Origin of the sequence: Arenimonas donghaensis DSM 18148 = HO3-R19, assembly GCF_000743535.1 — a bacterium.
In the GTDB taxonomy this organism is placed as follows: Bacteria; Pseudomonadota; Gammaproteobacteria; order Xanthomonadales; family Xanthomonadaceae; genus Arenimonas; species Arenimonas donghaensis.
Window position 1 is genome coordinate 45,017 of record NZ_AVCJ01000048.1, and the last position, 18,126, is coordinate 63,142.

Here is an 18,126-nt window from a genome sequence, read left to right on the forward strand (position 1 = left end):
GGCACCGGGCTGAATTGCCGGTTCACGCTTTGCGCTGGCGCCACCACTCGGCCAGGAACACGCTGGTGGCCGAGGCCACGTTGAGGCTTTCCACCGCGCCGGTGCCGGGGATGCCCAGGCGCAGCGCGGTGGCGTCGGCGAGCAGCGGGTCGACGCCGGTCTGTTCGGCACCCATCACCAGCAGCAGCCGCTCGGGCAGGGTCGCCGCATGCAGGGGCTGGCCGCCGCGCACCACGGTGGCGGCCGCCAGGAAGCCGGCCGACTGCAGCTGGGCCAGGCTGTTGTCGGCACGGCCCAGGCGCACCACCGGCACCGCCTCGGCGCCCCCTTCGGCCACGCGTGCGGCGGCACCGGACAACGCCAGCGGCGAGTCCTTGGGCAGCAGCAGCCCGGCCACGCCGAAATGCGCCGCCGAGCGCAGGATGGCGCCCAGGTTGTGCGGGTTGCCGACGCCGTCGAGCCACAGCGCCAGCGCCGGGCCTGCGGGAAGGTCACGCAGCCAGGCCGAAAGCGACAGCTCCTGTGCCGGCATCATCGCGAACACCAGGCCTTCGTGGTGGCTGCTGGCGGCGAGTTTTTGCAGGTCCTCGTCGCCGACCACCGAATAGCCGATGCGGTGTTTCACGCAGTGCGCCAGCACGTCCTTGAGTTTGGGGATGCGCGATTCGAGCAGCCAGACCTTGCGCAGGTCGTCGGGCCGGCGCGCGAAGGCGGCCAGGCAGGCGTTGACGCCGTAGATCCGCTGTTCCCGCGGCGGCCGCGGTTCGGAAGCGTCGGCCGGGCGTGCCTCCGGGCGCGGCGAGGGCCGGGACGGCGACGCGGCCGGCCCGGCGGCCTGGCGGTCGCGTTCGCGCTCGCGCTTGTCGCGTCGCTGGGTCGGCGGGCCGCGGTAGGGACCGGTGCCGCGCGGGGGTCGGGAATCGTTCATGGCCACAGTCTAGCGGACGACCCGGCCAGCGGGCCGTCCGGGCGACTCAGGCATGGCCGCCCACGGCCGGCGTTTCCCGCTCGAGTGCCTCGAGTTTGCGCGCCACGGCCTCGGGCGAACGCGTGTAGGGCGCCAGCAGGGAATAGAAGGCCGGCACCACGAACAGCGACAGCAGGGTCGAGAACGCCACGCCGGCGATGATGACGATGCCGATGGTGGCGCGGCTGGCGGAACCGGGCCCACCGAAGGCGACCAGCGGCACGGCGCCCATCATGGTGGCGATGGAGGTCATCAGGATCGGGCGCATGCGCACCGAAGCCGACTCGACGATGGCGTCGCGGATGGCCATGCCCTCGTCGCGCAGCTGGTTGGCGAATTCGACGATCAGGATGCCGTTCTTGGCCGCCAGCCCGACCAGCATGACGATGCCGATTTGGCTGAACAGGTTGAGCGAGCTGCCGAAGACCCACAGGCCCAGCAGCGCACCAAGCACCGCCAGCGGCACCGTCAGCATGATCACGATCGGGTGCAGGAAACTTTCGAACTGCGCCGCCAGCACCAGGTAGACCACCAGCAGGGCCATCGCGAAGGTGAAGACCACCGCGCCGCCCGCCTTCTGGTACTCGCGCGACTCGCCCTTGTAGTCGAGCTGGGCGCGTTGGGGCAGCTCTTCGTCGGCGGTCTGGCGCACCCAGTCCAGGGCCTCGCCCAGGGTGTAACCCGGCGCCAGGCCGGCCGAGAGGCTGATCGCGCGCAGGCGGTTGAAGCGATTGAACTCGCCCGGCTCGGCCAGTTCGACCAGGCTGACCAGGTTCGACAGCGGCACCAGTTCGCCGCTGTTGCCCGAACGCACGTACAGGTTGTCCAGGTCGGCCGGCGACGCGCGGTCCTCGCGCTGCGCCTGCAGGATGACGTCGTATTCCTCACCATCCTCGACGTAGGTGGTGACGCGGCGCGAGCCCATCATGGTCTCGAGCGTGCGGCCGATCTCCAGCACCGATACGCCCAGGTCGGCGGCGCGGGCGCGGTCTATTTCGACGCGCAGCTGCGGCTGGGTTTCCTTGTAGTCCGAATCGGCGCCATACAGGCCGGGGTTCTGCTCCATGCGCGCCAGCATGCGGTCGCGCCACTCGGCGAGTTCGACGTAGTCCGGGCCACCCAGCACCACCTGCAGGGGCTGCCCGCCGCTGCGCACCAGGCCGGTGCGCACCTGTGGCCGCGCCACGACGCCGGGCAGCTGGTTGAGCTCGCCGCGCACCTGTTCGACCAGCCCGCTGGTGTCGACACCACGCTCGTCCCAGGGCTTGAGCAATACGATCGCGCGGCCGGTGTGCATGGTGCCGCCCGCGCCCCAGCCCCCGGGCACGGCGGTGTTGACGCGGTCGATGGGCTGGCCTTCGCCGGTGTACTTGAACAGGATTTCCTCGACGCCCTGCATCTGCTCGACCGTGTAGTCGTAGCCGGCACCCTCGGGGCCCGAGACGCTGACGAAGAAGGCGCCGCGATCTTCCGGCGGCGACAGCTCTGCCGGGATCACCTGCACCAGGAAGGCCGACACGCCGAGCGTGCCCAGCAGCACGATTCCGAACAGCAGCGGCTTGCCGACCGTTCGCTCGACCGCGCGACGGTAGCCGCGACCCAGTGAATCGAGGTGTTCCTGGATCCAGCGGTTCAGTCCACGCGGTTTGCTGTGCGGCCGCACCAGCAGCGAACACATCATCGGCGTGAGCGTCAGCGCCACGAAGGCGGAAATGATGACCGCCCCGGCGAGCGCCACCGACAGCTCGCGGAACAGACGGCCGGTATTGCCTTCCATGAACCCGATCGGCAGGAATACCGCCGCCAGCACCGCCGTGGTGGCGATGACCGCGAAGGCCACCTGCTGGGTGCCGCGGCGCGCCGCGACCAGCGGGGGCTCGCCCAGGTCGGCCCGGCGCTGGACGTTTTCGAGCACGACGATGGCGTCGTCCACCACCAGGCCGATGCACAGCACCAGCGCCAGCAGGGTCAGCAGGTTGATCGAGAAGCCGAAGGCCCACAGCGCGATGAAGGCCGCCACCAGGCACACCGGCACCGTCACCGCCGGGATGATCGCGGCACGCACGCTGCCCAGGAACAGGTAGATCACCACCAGCACCAGCCCGATCGCCTCGAACAGGGTCCAGTAGACGCGGTTCACCGCGGCATCGATGAAGATGGTGCTGTCGAAGGCCACGAAGATGCTGGTGCCCTCGGGCAGCGTGTCCTGGATCGCCGGCAGCACCGCCTTGACCTCGCGGGCGACGTCCAGGCTGTTGGCGGTCGAGGTCTTGATGACGCCGAGGCCGACATTGGGTTGGCCGTTGCCGCGGAAATAGGCCCGGCGCTCGGACGAGGCCCGTTCGACCCGGGCGACGTCGCCCAGGCGCACCAGGTAGCCGTCCTCGCCCTTGGCCAGGGTGAGCTTGGCGAAGTCGGCGGGGTCTTCGTAGCCACGCATGACGCGCAGGGTGAAGTCGCGGTCCTGAGACTCGATGCTGCCGGCCGGCAGCTCGACGTTCTCGCGGCGCAGGGCGCTCTCGACGTCGTTCACCGTCAGCCCGCGCGCGGCCAGGGCCTCGCGGTCGAGCCAGATGCGCATCGCATAACGCTGGCGGCCACCGACGCGGACCTGGGCGACGCCGTCGATGCTCGACAGGCGGTCGACGACGTAGCGCTCGGCGTAGTCGCTGAGCTCGAGCGTGTCGAGCTTTTCCGAGTTCATGTTCAACCAGATGATGACGTCGGCGTCGGCTTCGACTTTCTCGATTTCCGGCGGGTCGGCCTCCGGCGGCAGGCGGTCGCCGACCCGGCTGATGGCGTCGCGCACGTCGTTGGCCGCGGCTTCGATGTCGCGGCCCAGCGAGAATTCCAGGCTGACGTCGGCTTCGCCGTTGCGGCTGCGCGACTCGATGGTCTCGATGCCTTCGATGCCGGCCACGGCATCTTCGAGGATCTGCGTGATGCGGGTTTCCACCACCGCCGCCGAAGCGCCCGGATAGCCGACTTCCACCGAGACGATGGGCGGGTCGATGTCGGGCAGTTCGCGCAGGGTCAGGCGGGTGAAGGCGATAAGCCCCAGCACCACCAGCAGCAGGCTCATGACCGTCGCGAAGACCGGGCGCTTGATCGAGATGTCGGAAAGGACCATGGCCTGCCCCGGCTCAGCCCGCGGCCGTCGCGGCGGCGGCGGCGTCGACGTCGGTGATGGCGCTGCCGTCGCGCAGCTTCACCGCGCCGTCGATGACGATGCGGTCGCCGGCCGACAGGCCCTCCAGGATCTCGACCTCGCCACGACGCCGCTGTCCCAGTTCGACCTCCACCTGCTCGACGGTGGCGTCGTCGCGCACGCGGAAGACATGGGCACTGCGCGAGACCTGGATCACCGCGATCTCGGGCACCACCAGGGCCTGGCGTTCGGGCTGGAAGACCTCGACGGTGAGCAGCATCCCGGGCCGCAGCAGCAGGTCGGGATTGGGCAGGTTGGCGCGCACGGTGACCGCGCGCGTGACCGGGTCCACCCGGGAATCGATGGTCGTCAGCTCGCCGGTGAAGTCCTGGTCCGGAAAGGCCACGGAGCGGGCGTGCACGGCCTGGCCGGGCTTGAGCGCCGAGAGGAAGGATTCGGGCACCGCGAAGTCGAGCTTGATCACCGAAACATCGTCGAGGCTCGCGATGGTGGTGCCCGGCGTCACCAGGGTGCCCGGACTGACCTGGCGAAAGCCCAGCACGCCGTCGAAGGGCGCGGTGATGACGCGATCCGAGAGTCGCGCGCGGGTAGCGTCGAGCCGCGCCCGTGCCGACTCCATCGCGGCGCGCTGGGTGTCGAGCTGGCCGGCGGGGATCAGCTTCTGCGCCGCCAGCTGCTGCTGGCGCCGGAACTGGGTCTGGGTCTCCCGGAACTCGGCCGCGGCTTCTTCCAGGCCCGCGACTTCCACGCGTCCGGAAAGATCGACCAGGATGTCGCCGGCCTTGACCAGGTCGCCGTCCTGGAAGTTCACCTTGACCACGGTTTCCGTGACCTTGGCCGTCACCATCACCGACTCGTTGGCCCGGGCCGTGCCCAGGGCCTGGATGGTGTCGCGCCAGGGCTTGGCCTGCACCTGCAGCGTGGTGACGGTCGCCGGCGCCGAAGCGCGGCCGCCGGCCTCTTCCTCGCCACAGGCGGCCAGCAGGGCCAGCAGCGGCAGGGAAACCAGGAACTTGGGCAGGATCGTGCGGCCAGTCCTCATCGCGGGGCGGTGTCCTTGTTGAAGGGCTATCAGGAAAAGACCCGAGACCCGGGGGAAAGTTCGGCTCGCAGCGCCGGGCGTCGCCGGATTGTAAGGACGCGGCGTGCAGGCGGCGCGACGACGGCCAGAAAGACAAACGCCGGCGCAGGGCCGGCGTTGACATGCACGCTGTAGGGCGACGGCCGGGAGCCGCCGCCCCACAGGCCGGTCAGCCCTTCTTCCACTGCCCCAGCGCGGCCTGGCCGTTGGCCTTGGCGCGGGCGAAGACGGTGTCCTGGGCGGCCTTGGTGTTGCCGGCCATGTCCTTGGCCCACAGCTGCAGGGCGGCGGACTGCATGGCGCGGCCGTAGCTGAAGCTCAGCGGCCAGGGCTTGCTGCCCATCTGGTTCATGGCGTTGAGGTGGGCGGTGGCGTCGTCGTCGCTCTGGCCACCCGACAGGAAGACGATGCCCGGCAGGGTCGCCGGCACCGACGACTTCAGGCAGCGCAGGGTCATCTCGGCGACGTCCTCGATGCCGGCCTGGTCCGGGCAGGACTTGCCCGCAACGACCATGCTGGCCTTGAGGATGGTGCCTTCGAGCATGATGTTGTGCTCGTAGAGCGCGCCGAACAGCGAGCGCAGGGTGACCTCGGTGATCTCGTAGCAGGTCTCGACGTCGTGGTCGCCGTCCATCAGCACTTCGGGTTCGACCATGGGCACGATGCCGGCTTCCTGGCACAGCGCGGCGTAGCGGGCCAGCGCATGGCAGTTGGCGTCGATGCAGGTGCCCGAGGGCATGTCTTCGCCGATGGTGATGACCGCGCGCCACTTGGCGAAACGCGCACCCAGCTTGCCGTATTCCTTCAGGCGGTCGCGCAGGCCGTCCAGGCCTTCGGTGACCAGTTCGCCCGGGAAGCCGGCCAGCGGCTTGGCGCCCATGTCCACCTTGATGCCCGGCAGGATGCCGGCGTCCATCATGACCTTGGTGAAGGGCACGCCGGCCTTGGCGGACTGGCGCAGGGTCTCGTCGTACAGGATGGCGCCGGAGATGTAGTCGCCCAGCTTCGGGGTGGTCAGCAGCATCTCGCGGTAGGCGCGGCGGTTTTCTTCCGTGCACTCGATGCCGACGCCGTCGAAACGCTTCTTGATGGTGGCGGTGGACTCATCGATGGCGATGATGCCCTTGCCCGGGGCCACCATGGCCTGGGCGGTTTCGGCGAGCTGGTCGATACTCATGGCGGGATCCCGGGGTTGGCTGGAAAGCCCATGATTATACCCCTCTGTGGGAGGGACTTCAGTCCCGAAATGCGTCGGGACTGAAGTCCCTCCCACACAAGGCGCTCCTACAACTCGCCCAGGCCCTCGGCGTCGCCGCCCGGACCCACCTTGAGCAGGCGCAGGGTATTGGTGGCCCCGTGCAGCTCCATGTGGTCGCCGCTGGTGATGATGACCCGGTCGCCCTCGGCCAGCAGGCCCAGCCCAAACAGGTGCCTGAGCGCGCCGCGGGCGGCTTCGCGGGTGCTCTGGCCGGCGCTGTCGAAATCCACCGGGAATACGTCGCGGACCAGGGCCATGCGCCGGCGGGCGCCGTCGTGCCGGGACAGGCCGAAGATCGGCACCTTGGACCGGAACCGCGACAGGAATCGGGCCGTGCCGCCGGATTCGGTCAGCGCCACGATGCCGCGCACTTCGACGTGTTCGGCCAGGAACATGGTGGCCATGGCGATGGCCTGGTCGGCGCGTTCCAGGCCGCGCTGGGCCTTCTCGAAGTCGGTGTCGTGGTCGAACTGGCGCTCGGCGCCCAGGCAGATGCGCACCATGGCCTCGACCGCCTTGACCGGGTAGTTGCCCGAGGCGGTTTCGGCCGAGAGCATCACCGCATCGGTGCCGTCGATGACCGAATTGGCCACATCCAGCACCTCGGCGCGCGTCGGGATCGGGTTGTCCACCATCGACTGCAGCATTTGGGTCGCGGTGATCACGATGCGGTTGTGTTCGAGCGCGGTGCGGATGATTTTTTTCTGCAGGCCCGGCAGCTCGGCGTCGCCGATCTCGACGCCCAGGTCGCCGCGCGCGACCATCACCACGTCGGACGCGCGGGTGATCTCGACCAGGTTCTCGATGGCCTCGGCGCGCTCGATCTTGGCCACCATGAAGGCGTCCGATCCCGCTGCCGCGGCCAGCGCCCGGGCTTCGTCCATGTCGGCGGCCGAACGGCAGAACGAAACCGCGATGAAGTCCACGCCCAGGCCGGCGGCGATGCGGATGTGCTGCTTGTCCTGGTCGGTCAGCGCGCCCAGCGACAGGCCGCCGCCGAGCCGGTTCAGGCCCTTGCGGTCGGACAGCGTGCCGTCGGTCAGCACGCGGGTGCGGATGCGGTCGCCGTCGATGGCAACCACTTCCAGCGCCACCAGACCGTCATCGAGCAGCAGCGTGTCGCCGGCGGCGACGTCGTTGACCAGTCCCAGGTAGCTCACCCCGACCTGGCTGGCATCCCCGGCCGGCGCATCGGCGCGGCAGACCAGGGTGAAGGGGTCGCCCGCGGCCAGCGCGACCTTGCCGCCCGCGAATTTTTCGATGCGGATCTTCGGACCCTGCAGGTCGGCCAGGATGCCGACCTCCCGGCCCTGCTCGGCCGCCGCTTCCCGTATCGCCGCGACGCGGGCGGCGTGGTGCTCGGGCGTGCCGTGCGAAAAATTGAGCCGGACCACGTTGACGCCGGCGCGGATCAGTCCGGCGAGCACCGCCGGTGGGTCCGTGGCCGGGCCCAGGGTGGCGAGGATCTTGGTGCGGCGCAGCGGCTGGCTCATTGTTCGGTTCGGTGGTATCGACGGACCTAAGCTAGCACGCGGCCATCGCAAACAAGGGGCGCAGGGCGTCCGGCGAACCGGCCAGGTGGGTGGCACCGGCTTCGCGCAGTTCGGCTTCGTCGCCGAATCCCCAGAGCACGCCCACCGACGGCATGCCGTGGTGGCGGGCACCGTGGATGTCCATGTGCCGGTCGCCGACCATCCAGCAGCCGTCCGCGGCCAGGCCCAGGCGCGACAGCGCCTCGCCGATCAGTTCGGGCTTGTGGCTCAGCCGTCCACAGGGCGTGGCGCCGATGATGTCCTGGAAATGACCGCCGAAGGGCAAGTGTTCGACGATGCGCCGCGCATGCGGTTCGTTCTTGGCGGTGACCACGGCCAGGCGATGGCCGTCGGCGGCCAGGGCCGCCACGACGTCGCCGATGCCGGCATAGATGGCATGCTCGCGCCAGCCCGTGGTATCGAAACGCTCGCGGTAATACTCGACCGCCAATTCCACCCGGGCCGGGTCACCCAGGCGCGGCGCGAAGCTGTCGCGAAGCGGTGGGCCGATCCAGCCGCGCAGTTCGCCCTGTGCCGGCGCGGGCTCGCCCAGGCGCTCGAAAGCGTGCACGACGCAGCGGGTGATGCCTTCGACCGAATCGATCAGGGTGCCGTCGAGGTCGAAGAAGATCGTCGCCATGTCAGCTTGCGCGGGCCTTGAGCGCGGCGACCGCGGGCAACTCCTTGCCTTCGCAGAACTCCAGGAAGGCACCGCCGCCGGTCGAGATATAGCTGATGCCGGCTTCCACGCCGTACTTGTCGACCGCCGCCAGGGTGTCGCCGCCGCCGGCGATGGAAAACGCCTCGGAGCCGGCGATGGCGTGCGCCAACACTTCGGTGCCCTTGCCGAAGGCGTCGAATTCGAACACCCCGACCGGACCGTTCCAGATCACGCTGCCGGCGTCCCGGATCATCTGCGCGTAGCGCGCGGCGGTGTCCGGGCCGATGTCGAGGATCATGTCGTCCGGGCCGACCTCGGCGACGGCCTTGACCGTGGCCGGCGCATCGGCGGCGAAGGCCGGCGCCACCACCACGTCGGTCGGCACCGGGATGTCGGCGCCGCGGGCCTTGGCGTCGGCCATGATCTGGCGCGCGGTGTCGAGCAGGTCGGCTTCGCACAGCGACTTGCCGACCGGATGCCCCATCGCGGCGATGAAGGTGTTGGCGATGCCGCCGCCGACGATCAGCTGGTCCACCTTCGACACCAGGGCTGAAAGCAGTTCGAGCTTGGTGCTGACCTTGGAGCCGGCGACGATGGCGATCAGCGGGCGCGCCGGCGCCAGCAGGGCCTTGGCCAAGGCATCGAGTTCGGCCATCAGCAGCGGGCCACCGCAGGCGACCTTGGCAAAGCGGATGGCGCCGTGGGTCGACGCCTGGGCGCGGTGGGCGGTGCCGAAGGCGTCCATGACGAACACATCGCACAGCGCCGCGTATTTCTTCGCCAGCGTTTCGTCATCGGCCTTCTCGCCGACGTTCATGCGGCAGTTCTCCAGCAGCACCAGCTGGCCCGGCGCCACCTGCACGCCGTCGGTCCAGTCCTTCACCAGCGGCACCTCGCGGCCGAGCAGCTCGCCCAGGCGGGCGGCGACCGGCGCCAGCGAATCCTCCTGCGTCCACACGCCTTCCTTGGGCCGGCCCAGGTGCGAGGTGACCATCACCGCCGCACCCTTCTCCAGTGCCAGCTTCATCGTCGGCAGGGCGGCGGTGATGCGCTGTTCGGAGGTGATGCGGCCATCCTTGACCGGGACGTTGAGGTCCTCGCGGATCAGGACGCGCTTGCCGGCCAGGTCGAGGTCGGCCATGCGGAGGATGGACATGGGAAGGCTCCGGGTACGGGAAAGCCGGCATTTTCCCCCGCGCCGGCCGCCGCCGGCAAACGCCGTGGCCGCATGGGAGAATGGGGCCATGGATCAAGACACCGACCCGCCCGTGATCGAAGGCGCCCGGGTCCGTCTGCGGCCGCTTCGCCGCACGGACGCCGCGGCGCTGTTCGCGCTGTACAGCGACCCCGCCGTTTGCCGCTTCTGGAGCTTCGCGCCCTGGACCTTGCCGGCGCAGGCCGAGGCCTGGCTGGACGAACGCATGGGCTGGCGGCCGCCGGCGACCTTCGGCTGGGCCCTGGCCGATCGCAGCGACGATGCCCTGGTGGGCACCACCAGCCTGTTCTCGCTGAGCGGCCCGAACCGGCGGGCCGAGCTGGGTTATTCCCTGCTGCCGGCGCGCCAGGGCCAGGGCCTGGCCCGCGAAGGCGTCGGCCTGGCGCTGGCGCACGCCTTCGGCCCCCTGGGCCTGGAGCGCGTGGAAGCCGACGTGGATCCGCGCAACGAACCCTCCTGGCGACTGCTTGAACACTTCGGCTTCCAGCGCGAGGGCCTGCTGCGCCATCGCTGGCGGGTCGGCGACGAGTTCGCCGACTCCTGGATCTACGGGCTGCTGCAGCACGACTACCGGAGGGCGGCATGAGCCCCGCCCTGCAGTCGGCGCTGGCCGCCCTGCGCCGGGGCGAGGCCATTGGCCTGCCCACCGAAACCGTCTACGGCCTGGCCGCCGACGCCGCCAACCCCGACGCCGTGCGACGCATTTTCGCGCTCAAGGGCCGGCCCGCCGACCACCCGCTGATCGTGCATGTCGCCGGCGCGCAGGCGCTGGACGACTGGGCCATCGACATCCCTGAGGCCGCCCGGCGCCTGGCCGCGACGTTCTGGCCCGGTCCGCTCACCCTGATCCTGCGCAAGCAGCCGCGGGTGCCCGACGTGGTCACCGGCGGCCAGGATTCGGTGGGGTTGCGCTGCCCCGACCACCCGCTGGCCCTGGCCCTGCTCGACGCGTTCGGCGGCGGCCTGGCGGCGCCGTCGGCCAACCGGTTCGGCCATGTCAGCCCGACCACCGCCGCGCACGTGCGCGCCGAGTTCGGCGAGGCGGTGCCGGAAGTGCTCGACGGCGGCGACTGCACTGTGGGCATCGAAAGCACGATCGTCGACTTCACCGGCGACGCGCCGCGCATCCTGCGCCCGGGCATGCTCGACCGCGAACACATCCAGGCCGTCATCGGTCCGGTGCAGGCCGGCCCGGCCGCCGACAGCCCGCGCGCCTCGGGCACGCTCGAGGCGCACTATGCGCCGCGCACGCCCTTGTTGCTGCTGGCGCGCCCCGCGCTGGCGCGGGAAGCCGCCGAGCAGCAGGCGCTGGGCAAGGCCGTGCAGGTGCTGGCGCTGGGGCAACTGCCCGACGCAACCCCGGGCCTGGCGCTGCCCGCCGATCCGGCCAGTTATGCCCACGGCCTGTACGCCGCCCTGCGCGAACTCGACGGACGCGGCGCCAACCTGCTCATCGCCGAGCGCCTGCCGGACACCGAGGCCTGGCTGGCCATCCGCGACCGCCTGCGCCGCAGCGCCGCCGGGGCGGGTGGAAGCGAGGCGACCTGAGGCAAAAAAAACCCCGGCCGAAGCCGGGGTTCTTCGAGCAACAGTGATCGGGACTGAAGTCCCTCCCACGGCGGGCCGGCGTTACTTGGCGGCCATCAGCGCCAGCGTGGTGTCGAGCATGCGGTTGGAGAAACCCCACTCGTTGTCGTACCACGAGCACACCTTCACCAGCGTGCCGCCCATGACCTGGGTCAGGGTGCTGTCGTAGACCGAGCTGTGCGGGTCGTGGTTGAAGTCGATCGACACCAGGGGCTTGGTGTTGAAACCCAGAATGCCCTTGAGCGCGCCTTCGCTGGCTTCCTTGAGCACCTTGTCGATTTCTTCCTTGCTGGTCTCGCGCGCGGCCACGAACGAGAGGTCCACGACCGAAACGTTGATGGTCGGCACGCGCATCGAGAAGCCGGTGAGCTTGCCGTTGAGCTCGGGCAGCACCAGGCCGACCGCGGCGGCGGCGCCGGTCTTGGTCGGGATCTGGCTCTGGGTCGCCGAACGGGCGCGGCGCAGGTCCTTGTGGAAGACGTCCGTGAGCACCTGGTCGTTGGTGTAGGCGTGGATGGTGGTCATCAGGCCGTGCACCATGCCGATCTTCTCGTGCAGCACCATCGCCAGCGGGGCCAGGCAGTTGGTGGTGCAGGACGCGTTGGAGATGACGGTGTCGGACGCCTTGAGGTTGCCGTGGTTGACGCCGAAGACGATGGTGTTGTCCACGTCCTTGTCGCCCGGGGCCGAGATGATCACTTTCTTGGCGCCGGCGGTGAGGTGGGCGCCGGCCTTGGCCTTGGAGGTGAACAGGCCGGTGCACTCGAGCACCACGTCCACGCCCAGCTCGCCCCAGGGCAGCTTGGCCGGGTCGCGCTCGGCGCAGACCTTGATCCGGTCGCCGTTGACCACCAGGTCGCCGCCTTCCACCGACACCGTGCCGGGGAACTTGCCGTGGGCGGTGTCGTACTGGGTCAGGTGGGCATTGGTCTCGGCGTCGCCCAGGTCGTTGATCGCCACGATGGTGATCTCGTGGTTGCGCTTGGCTTCGTACAGCGCGCGCAGGATGTTGCGACCGATGCGGCCGTAGCCGTTGATGGCGACCTTGATGGACATGTCAGCTCCTGGACCGGCCCGGCCGGCGAATGGGTGGGTGGAAACCCCGCATTCTACCAAGCGCGGCCGGTGGTGCCCAAACCCGGACCGGGGCGAGGGCGCGGTGGCCATCGACCCCGCAGGGCCTGTGGCGCCACCGTTGCCTGGCCGTACGGAACCGGGTGATGGCAGGATTCATGGCCGCTGGCGTAAAGTCCGCGGCCATGAAGCCGAACCTGATCGCCCTGACGCTGGCCCTCGCGCTGGCCGCGCCCCCTGCCCTGGCCTGGAGCCGGCAGGGCCACCAGCTGGTCGGCGAAGTGGCCGAGCGCCAGCTGTCGCCGGAAGCGCTGGCCGAGGTCCGGACCTTGCTGGCCGACGAACCGGAACCCAGCCTCGCCGGCGTTTCGACCTGGGCCGACGAAATCCGTGCGGCCAGGAGTCCGCTGGGCGAGCTGAGCAAGCGCTGGCACTACATCAACATCCCGGGCAAGGACTGCGACTACATGCCCGCCCGCGATTGCCCGGAAGGCGATTGCGTCATCGGCGCCATCAATGCCCAGGCCCGGGTGCTCGCCGACCGCTCGCAGCCGAAGCAGGCGCGCGTGGAGGCCCTGAAGTTCCTGGTGCATTTCGTCGGCGACGCGCACCAGCCGATGCATGCCGGCCATCCGCACGACCGCGGCGGCAACAACCACCAGCTCCACTACACCGGCAAGGGCTCGCCCGAAGGCGAAGGCACCAACCTGCACGGCGTCTGGGACTACTGGGTCGTGCAATCCGCCGGCCTGGACGACGCCGCCTACGCCGACCGCCTGATGGCGCTGCCGGCCCCCGCCGACCCGGCCCTCGGTGCCGACAACCCGGCCCAGGCCTGGGCCCTGGAATCATGCCGCCTGATCCAGGCCGAGGCGCTGTACCCGCGGGATCGCCGGATCGGCGACGACTACCTCGACCAGCACCGCCCCCTGGCCGAGGCGCGCCTGCGCCTGGCAGGAACGCGCCTGGCGGAACTGCTGGAAAACGCCCTGGCGCCCTGAGGTTTCAGGCGCCTTCCGCGCCGGGCGCCGCCTCCGGCGCCACGGCCGGCGGTTCGAACCGCACCGGCACCATCACCCAGCCCGGGACCGCCTTGCCGTCCTTCATGGCGGGGTTGAAGCTCCACGTGCCGGCCGCGTCGGCGGCGCTGCGGGCGAGCGCTGAATCCGCGGGCACCGTGGTCTTGTCGGGATCCACCTGCACGTCCTGCGCCTTGCCATCGGCACCCACCAGCACCCGCAACATGACCACGCCCCCTTGTCCGGCGTCGGCCGCGGCCTTCGGATATGACGGGGCCTCGCCGACGATGCCGGACTCGGCCATGTTGTTGCCGCGCGGCGCGTCGGCGGGCTGCACGGCCCAGGCCAGGCCGGAAACGACCAGCGCCAGGCCGGAAGCGAGGAAAAGCCCCGCCTGGCGGCGGCGCGTGGATACCGGGGAATTCTTCAGCATGGTCAGTCGCTCCTTGAGTGGATGGCTGCCGGACCAGGTGCAGCCCAACGGCAGCGGCTGGTCGGCCAGTTCGGTCTTGAGCATGGCGTCGCCGTAGGTGCGGCGGTGGCCGGGATGGCGGCGCAATACGACGGCGTCGCAGGACAACTCCTGGTCCTGCCGGAAAAGGCCAGCCGACAGGTGGATCAGCGGGTTGAACCAAAGCAGGCAGCGCAACAAGCCGAAAAGCATGTTCACCGGCACGTCGCCCCGCCGCAGGTGCAGGAGTTCGTGCGCCAGCACGAGCTCACGTTCAATGGCGCTGTAGCGCTGGTCGAAATCGCCGGGCAGCACGATGCGCGGACGCAAGCCGAGCACGGCCGGCAGCCCGCGTATCGCCAGGCTTTGCACCAATCCGTCGGGACGCCGGCGCAGGGGGCCCAGGCCCGCCACGAAACGACGTTGGCACGACAGCAACCAGGCACCGGCGAGCAGCGCGCCCGCCAGCCAGGCGAAGGCCAGGCCCGCCGCAGCTTCCCCGACCGGCACCGGCAACCGCCCCGGATCCGCGGGCAGCGCCTGCACGACCGCGCTGCGCAGCGTGACCAATTCCGGCGACAGGCCCGGGGTCGGCAGCGCCACCGCCAGCAGCGAAAACGGCAGCAGCAACCAGAGGGCATAGGCCGCTTCGGCGCCGAAGCGGCGGCGCACCGCCTTGCGAAGCACAAGGACCAGAGCCAGGGCAGCCGCACTGGCGACCGCCGCCTCGGCCAACATCACGAGCAGGTCAGCGATCATCGTCGAGGTCCTCGAGCAGTTGGCGCAGTTCGGCCAGGTCCTTCTTCGACAGTTTTCCGCGCTCGGTGAAGTGCGCCACCATCGGCGCGATGCGCCCGCCGAACAGGCGGTCGACCAGGCCTTCGCTTTCCTGGCCCAGCCAGGCCTCGCGGTCCAGCACCGGGGCGTAGAGGTAGCGGCGGCCGTCGCGTTCGGCGCGGATCGCGCCCTTCTTCAGTAGCCGGTTGAGCAAGGTCTTGACCGTCGGTTCCTGCCAGCCCTGGCCGGCGGCCACGGCGGCGAAGACGTCTTCGGCCGCCAGGGGGCTTTGGTTCCAGAGGGCCTGCATGACCACGGATTCGGCGTCGCTGATCTGCATGTTGATTACACCCGTAAACTTTCCCGTAGATTACGCGCGTAATCGTTCATGTCAAGTGCTCCCGGGCCGGGTGCGATACTGGGCCCTGTCCTTGCCCGGAAGCCGCATGCCCGACCCCCACCCCCACCCTTCCGACCCGGCCCTGGACGCGGCCGTGGACCGCCTGCTGGCCCACGCCGGCGGGCACCTGGTGCTGGCGGCGCCCCTGGGCCTGGGCAAGCCGCATCGCCTGTTGAACGCGATCACCCGGCGGGTGGCCGCGGAACCCGCGACGTCACTGCATCTGCTGACCGCCTTGTCGCTCACCCCACCGTCGGCCGGCAAGGGCCTGCAGCGGCGCTTCCTGGCGCCCTTCATAACGCGGCACTTCGGCACCGACTTCCCGGTGCTCGACTACGCCATGGCCATGCGCCGGGACGCACTGCCCCCGAACATCCGGGTCGAGGAGTTCTACGTGCAATCCGGGGCCCTGCTTCACTCCGGCCAGGCCCAGCGCGACTACGTCAGCCTCAACTACACCCACGTCGCCCGCTCGGTCGCCGAACGCGGCGCCAATGCCCTGGTGCAGAAGGTGGCGCGCGAACCTGGCGGCCTTCGCCTGAGCCTGAGCTGCAATCCCGACCTCACCTTCGACCTGCTCGATGAAGTCGTTCGCCTGGGCAAACCGCGGCCCCTGCTGGTCGCGGAAGTGGATCCGGGGCTGCCCTGGCTCGACGGCCCCTGCACGGTCCCCGCCACCTTTTTCGACCTGGTGATCGAACACCCGGCGCCCGCGCCGCCGCTGTTCGCCCTGCCGCGCGAACCGGTGGCCGACGCCGACTACGCTATCGGCCTGTACGCCAGCGCCCTGGTCCGCGACGGCGGCACGCTGCAGATCGGCATCGGTTCGCTGGCGGATGCGCTGTGCCATGCGCTGGTGCTGCGACACACGCGCAACGCCGACTACCTGGCGGCGCTGGAAGCACTGTCGCCCGGACTCGCCCGTTCGCCGCTGGTCCGCGACGTGGGCGGCACCGCACCCTTCGCGCTGGGCCTGTACGGCGCCAGCGAAATGGTCAACGACGGTTTCCGCGCCCTGGCGCAGGCCGGCGTGCTCAAACGCCGCGTGCTCGACGACGTCGGCGCCATGGCCCGCATCAACCGCGGCCAGGCAACGGCGCACGACGTCGAGCGGCTCGCCCGTGACGGTCGCTGGCTCGACGGCGCCTTCTACCTGGGTTCGACGGCGCTTTACGACTGGCTGCGCCGGATGCCGCCTGAACAGGCCCGCGGCATCGGCATGACCCGCGTTTCCCATATCAACCAGCTCTACGGCGGCGACGAGGCGCTTGAACGCGAGCAGCGCCGCGACGCACGTTTCTTCAACACCTGCATGATGATGACGGCGCTGGGCGCCGCGGTCTCGGATGCGCTCGAGGATGGACGGGTCGTGTCCGGCGTCGGCGGCCAGTACAACTTCGTGGCGATGGCGCATGCGCTGCACGATGGCCGCTCGGCACTGATGCTGCGGGCCCGGCGCGGCCAGGGCCGCCGGGCCACCGCCAACGTGCGCTGGAACTACGGCCACGTCACCATCCCCCGCCACCTGCGCGACATCGCCATCACCGAATACGGCATCGCCGACCTGCGCGGCCGCAGCGACCGGGACTGCATGGTGGCGATGGCGGCGCTTGCCCATGCCGACGACCAGGCCGCGCTGCTCGACGCCGCCCGCGCCGCCGGCAAGCTCGAACGTGGCTTCACCGCGCCGGACGCCTGGCGCCAGAACACCACCGGCTCGCTGGCGGACCGGCTGGCACCGCTGCGCCGAAGCGGCGTGCTGCCCGACTACCCGATGGGCAGCGACTTCACGGCCGAAGAAGAACGCATCGTCGCCGCGCTGGGCTGGCTGCGCGCACGCACCGGCACCTTCGCCGGGCGCGTTGCCACCGTGATCGCGGCCCTCGCCGGTGAACAGGCCCGCGACGAAGCCGCGCTGGCACGCATGGGGCTACAGGCGCCCCGCGGCCCTGGCGAGCGGCTGGAAGCGAGGCTGTTGCGGCATGCGCTGGCCAGGACCCGGCTCCAGCCCGCCAGGCCTGGGCGCGACTAGACTGTTTCGACATCCACGGGAACACCGCCATGCGCCACGCCACCGTCAAGCCGCACTATCACGAGGACTCCGGCACCTGGAGCTACCTGGTCTCGGACCCGGGCAGCGGAAAGGCGGCGCTGGTCGATCCGGTACTGGACTTCGACCCCAAGGCCGGACGCACGTCCACGGCCAGCGCCGAACAGCTGCTGGCCTCGGTGGAAGAAGCCGGCGTGCAGGTGGACTGGATCCTGGAAACGCATGCGCACGCCGACCACATCAGCGCCGGGCACTGGCTCAAGTCGCGATTGCCAGGGGCCAGGCTGGCCATCGGCCAGGGCATCCGCACCGTGCAAAAAACCTTCCGGCCCATCTTCAACCTGGGCGAACACTTCCCGGTGGACGGCTCGCAGTTCGACCACCTGTTCGGCGACGACGAGGTATTTTCGATCGGCCAGGTGGGTGCGCGCGTGATCCCGGTGCCGGGCCACACCAATGACTCGGTGGCCTACCTGATCGGCGACGCCCTGTTCACCGGCGACTCCCTGTTCATGCCCGATGGCGGCACCGCCCGCTGCGATTTCCCGGGCGGCGACGCCGCAACGCTGTACCACTCGATCCAGCGGCTGTTTTCCCTGCCCGACGACACCCGCGTCTTCGTCTGCCACGACTACGGTCCCGGCGGGCGCGAACCGCGCTGCGAAACCACCATTGGCGAACAGAAGCGCGCCAACGTCCACGTACGGATTGGCACCGACCAGGACCAGTTCGTGCGCATGCGCACCGACCGCGACGCCAGCCTGTCGATGCCGCGGCTCATCCTGCCCTCGGTGCAGCTCAACATCCGCGCCGGCGAACTGCCCGAGCCCGAAGAAAACGGCGTGCGCTACCTCAAGCTGCCGCTCGACCTGCTGTAGCGGCGC

General features: G+C 70.1%; 15 protein-coding genes. 5 read left to right on the plus strand and 10 right to left on the minus strand.

Annotation, left to right across the window (positions count from 1 at the left end; all coding sequences use genetic code 11):
- Window positions 1-22 precede the first annotated feature (22 nt).
- From N788_RS11830 to N788_RS11860, 7 genes are all read right to left on the minus strand, one after another.
- The gene (locus N788_RS11830) at window positions 23-928 is read right to left on the minus strand and encodes a TrmH family RNA methyltransferase (RefSeq protein WP_084696032.1); all 906 of its coding nucleotides are present in this window, start codon (window positions 926-928) and stop codon (window positions 23-25) included.
- Between the two features lie 46 nt (window positions 929-974).
- Window positions 975-4,097: an efflux RND transporter permease subunit gene (locus tag N788_RS11835; protein WP_034225330.1), complete on the minus strand. Its 3,123-nt coding sequence runs from the start codon at window positions 4,095-4,097 to the stop codon at window positions 975-977.
- A gap of 13 nt (window positions 4,098-4,110) precedes the next feature.
- Window positions 4,111-5,178, minus strand: coding sequence for an efflux RND transporter periplasmic adaptor subunit (locus N788_RS11840; RefSeq protein WP_034225332.1), 1,068 nt, complete (start codon window positions 5,176-5,178; stop codon window positions 4,111-4,113).
- 208 nt (window positions 5,179-5,386) lie between these two features.
- Window positions 5,387-6,394, minus strand: coding sequence for a class I fructose-bisphosphate aldolase (locus N788_RS11845; protein WP_034225334.1), 1,008 nt, complete (start codon window positions 6,392-6,394; stop codon window positions 5,387-5,389).
- A gap of 107 nt (window positions 6,395-6,501) precedes the next feature.
- Window positions 6,502-7,968 carry a pyruvate kinase gene (gene pyk, locus N788_RS11850; protein ID WP_034225337.1) on the minus strand — a complete coding sequence of 489 codons (1,467 nt, stop codon included), beginning with the start codon at window positions 7,966-7,968 and terminating at the stop codon, window positions 6,502-6,504.
- A 31-nt stretch (window positions 7,969-7,999) separates the two neighbouring features.
- A complete protein-coding gene (locus N788_RS11855; protein WP_034225353.1) occupies window positions 8,000-8,647 on the minus strand; it encodes an HAD hydrolase-like protein in 648 nt (215 codons plus the stop codon).
- A 1-nt stretch (window position 8,648) separates the two neighbouring features.
- Window positions 8,649-9,824, minus strand: a complete 1,176-nt coding sequence (locus N788_RS11860; RefSeq protein WP_034225355.1) for a phosphoglycerate kinase — start codon at window positions 9,822-9,824, stop codon at window positions 8,649-8,651.
- Window positions 9,825-9,912: 88 nt separating this feature from the next.
- On the opposite strand from N788_RS11860, the gene N788_RS11865 reads away from it, so the two are divergent.
- Together N788_RS11865 and N788_RS11870 are read left to right on the plus strand one after the other, a co-directional pair.
- Window positions 9,913-10,470: a GNAT family N-acetyltransferase gene (locus N788_RS11865; RefSeq protein ID WP_034225357.1), complete on the plus strand. Its 558-nt coding sequence runs from the start codon at window positions 9,913-9,915 to the stop codon at window positions 10,468-10,470.
- The gene (locus tag N788_RS11870) at window positions 10,467-11,432 is read left to right on the plus strand and encodes an L-threonylcarbamoyladenylate synthase (protein WP_034225358.1); all 966 of its coding nucleotides are present in this window, start codon (window positions 10,467-10,469) and stop codon (window positions 11,430-11,432) included. Before N788_RS11865 ends, N788_RS11870 begins: the two co-directional genes overlap by 4 nt.
- An 81-nt stretch (window positions 11,433-11,513) precedes the next feature.
- Here the strand turns inward: N788_RS11870 and gap are convergent, their stop codons facing one another.
- The gene (gene gap / locus N788_RS11875; RefSeq protein ID WP_034225360.1) at window positions 11,514-12,527 is read right to left on the minus strand and encodes a type I glyceraldehyde-3-phosphate dehydrogenase; all 1,014 of its coding nucleotides are present in this window, start codon (window positions 12,525-12,527) and stop codon (window positions 11,514-11,516) included.
- Window positions 12,528-12,730: 203 nt separating this feature from the next.
- On the opposite strand from gap, the gene N788_RS11880 reads away from it, so the two are divergent.
- Window positions 12,731-13,546, plus strand: a complete 816-nt coding sequence (locus N788_RS11880) for a S1/P1 nuclease (RefSeq protein WP_034225362.1) — start codon at window positions 12,731-12,733, stop codon at window positions 13,544-13,546.
- 4 nt (window positions 13,547-13,550) lie between these two features.
- Here N788_RS11880 and N788_RS11885 read toward each other — a convergent pair whose 3' ends face one another.
- Together N788_RS11885 and N788_RS11890 are read right to left on the minus strand one after the other, a co-directional pair.
- Complete coding sequence (locus N788_RS11885; protein WP_051924619.1) at window positions 13,551-14,774, minus strand: TonB family protein; 1,224 nt, start codon at window positions 14,772-14,774, stop codon at window positions 13,551-13,553.
- Window positions 14,764-15,132 (minus strand): BlaI/MecI/CopY family transcriptional regulator, encoded by a 369-nt coding sequence (locus N788_RS11890; RefSeq protein ID WP_034225363.1) that lies wholly within the window; start codon window positions 15,130-15,132, stop codon window positions 14,764-14,766. The genes N788_RS11885 and N788_RS11890 overlap by 11 nt, the downstream gene beginning before the upstream one ends.
- 106 nt (window positions 15,133-15,238) lie before the next feature.
- Between N788_RS11890 and N788_RS11895 the strand changes: the two genes are divergently transcribed.
- Together N788_RS11895 and N788_RS11900 are read left to right on the plus strand one after the other, a co-directional pair.
- Window positions 15,239-17,224, plus strand: coding sequence for an acetyl-CoA hydrolase/transferase C-terminal domain-containing protein (locus tag N788_RS11895; RefSeq protein ID WP_034225364.1), 1,986 nt, complete (start codon window positions 15,239-15,241; stop codon window positions 17,222-17,224).
- 29 nt (window positions 17,225-17,253) lie between these two features.
- On the plus strand, window positions 17,254-18,120 hold the full coding sequence (locus N788_RS11900) for an MBL fold metallo-hydrolase (protein ID WP_034225365.1): 867 nt from the start codon (window positions 17,254-17,256) through the stop codon (window positions 18,118-18,120).
- The last annotated feature ends 6 nt before the right edge of the window (window positions 18,121-18,126 follow it).

What these genes read in the sequence shown, in the direction of transcription:
- N788_RS11830 (WP_084696032.1), bottom strand. Translation starts at nt 928, where the DNA reads ATGAACGATTCCCGACCCCCGCGCGGCACCGGTCCCTACCGCGGCCCG.
- N788_RS11835 (WP_034225330.1), bottom strand. Translation starts at nt 4,097, where the DNA reads ATGGTCCTTTCCGACATCTCGATCAAGCGCCCGGTCTTCGCGACGGTC.
- N788_RS11840 (WP_034225332.1), bottom strand. Translation starts at nt 5,178, where the DNA reads ATGAGGACTGGCCGCACGATCCTGCCCAAGTTCCTGGTTTCCCTGCCG.
- N788_RS11845 (WP_034225334.1), bottom strand. Translation starts at nt 6,394, where the DNA reads ATGAGTATCGACCAGCTCGCCGAAACCGCCCAGGCCATGGTGGCCCCG.
- pyk (WP_034225337.1), bottom strand. Translation starts at nt 7,968, where the DNA reads ATGAGCCAGCCGCTGCGCCGCACCAAGATCCTCGCCACCCTGGGCCCG.
- N788_RS11855 (WP_034225353.1), bottom strand. Translation starts at nt 8,647, where the DNA reads ATGGCGACGATCTTCTTCGACCTCGACGGCACCCTGATCGATTCGGTC.
- N788_RS11860 (WP_034225355.1), bottom strand. Translation starts at nt 9,824, where the DNA reads ATGTCCATCCTCCGCATGGCCGACCTCGACCTGGCCGGCAAGCGCGTC.
- N788_RS11865 (WP_034225357.1), top strand. Translation starts at nt 9,913, where the DNA reads ATGGATCAAGACACCGACCCGCCCGTGATCGAAGGCGCCCGGGTCCGT.
- N788_RS11870 (WP_034225358.1), top strand. Translation starts at nt 10,467, where the DNA reads ATGAGCCCCGCCCTGCAGTCGGCGCTGGCCGCCCTGCGCCGGGGCGAG.
- gap (WP_034225360.1), bottom strand. Translation starts at nt 12,527, where the DNA reads ATGTCCATCAAGGTCGCCATCAACGGCTACGGCCGCATCGGTCGCAAC.
- N788_RS11880 (WP_034225362.1), top strand. Translation starts at nt 12,731, where the DNA reads ATGAAGCCGAACCTGATCGCCCTGACGCTGGCCCTCGCGCTGGCCGCG.
- N788_RS11885 (WP_051924619.1), bottom strand. Translation starts at nt 14,774, where the DNA reads ATGATCGCTGACCTGCTCGTGATGTTGGCCGAGGCGGCGGTCGCCAGT.
- N788_RS11890 (WP_034225363.1), bottom strand. Translation starts at nt 15,132, where the DNA reads ATGCAGATCAGCGACGCCGAATCCGTGGTCATGCAGGCCCTCTGGAAC.
- N788_RS11895 (WP_034225364.1), top strand. Translation starts at nt 15,239, where the DNA reads ATGCCCGACCCCCACCCCCACCCTTCCGACCCGGCCCTGGACGCGGCC.
- N788_RS11900 (WP_034225365.1), top strand. Translation starts at nt 17,254, where the DNA reads ATGCGCCACGCCACCGTCAAGCCGCACTATCACGAGGACTCCGGCACC.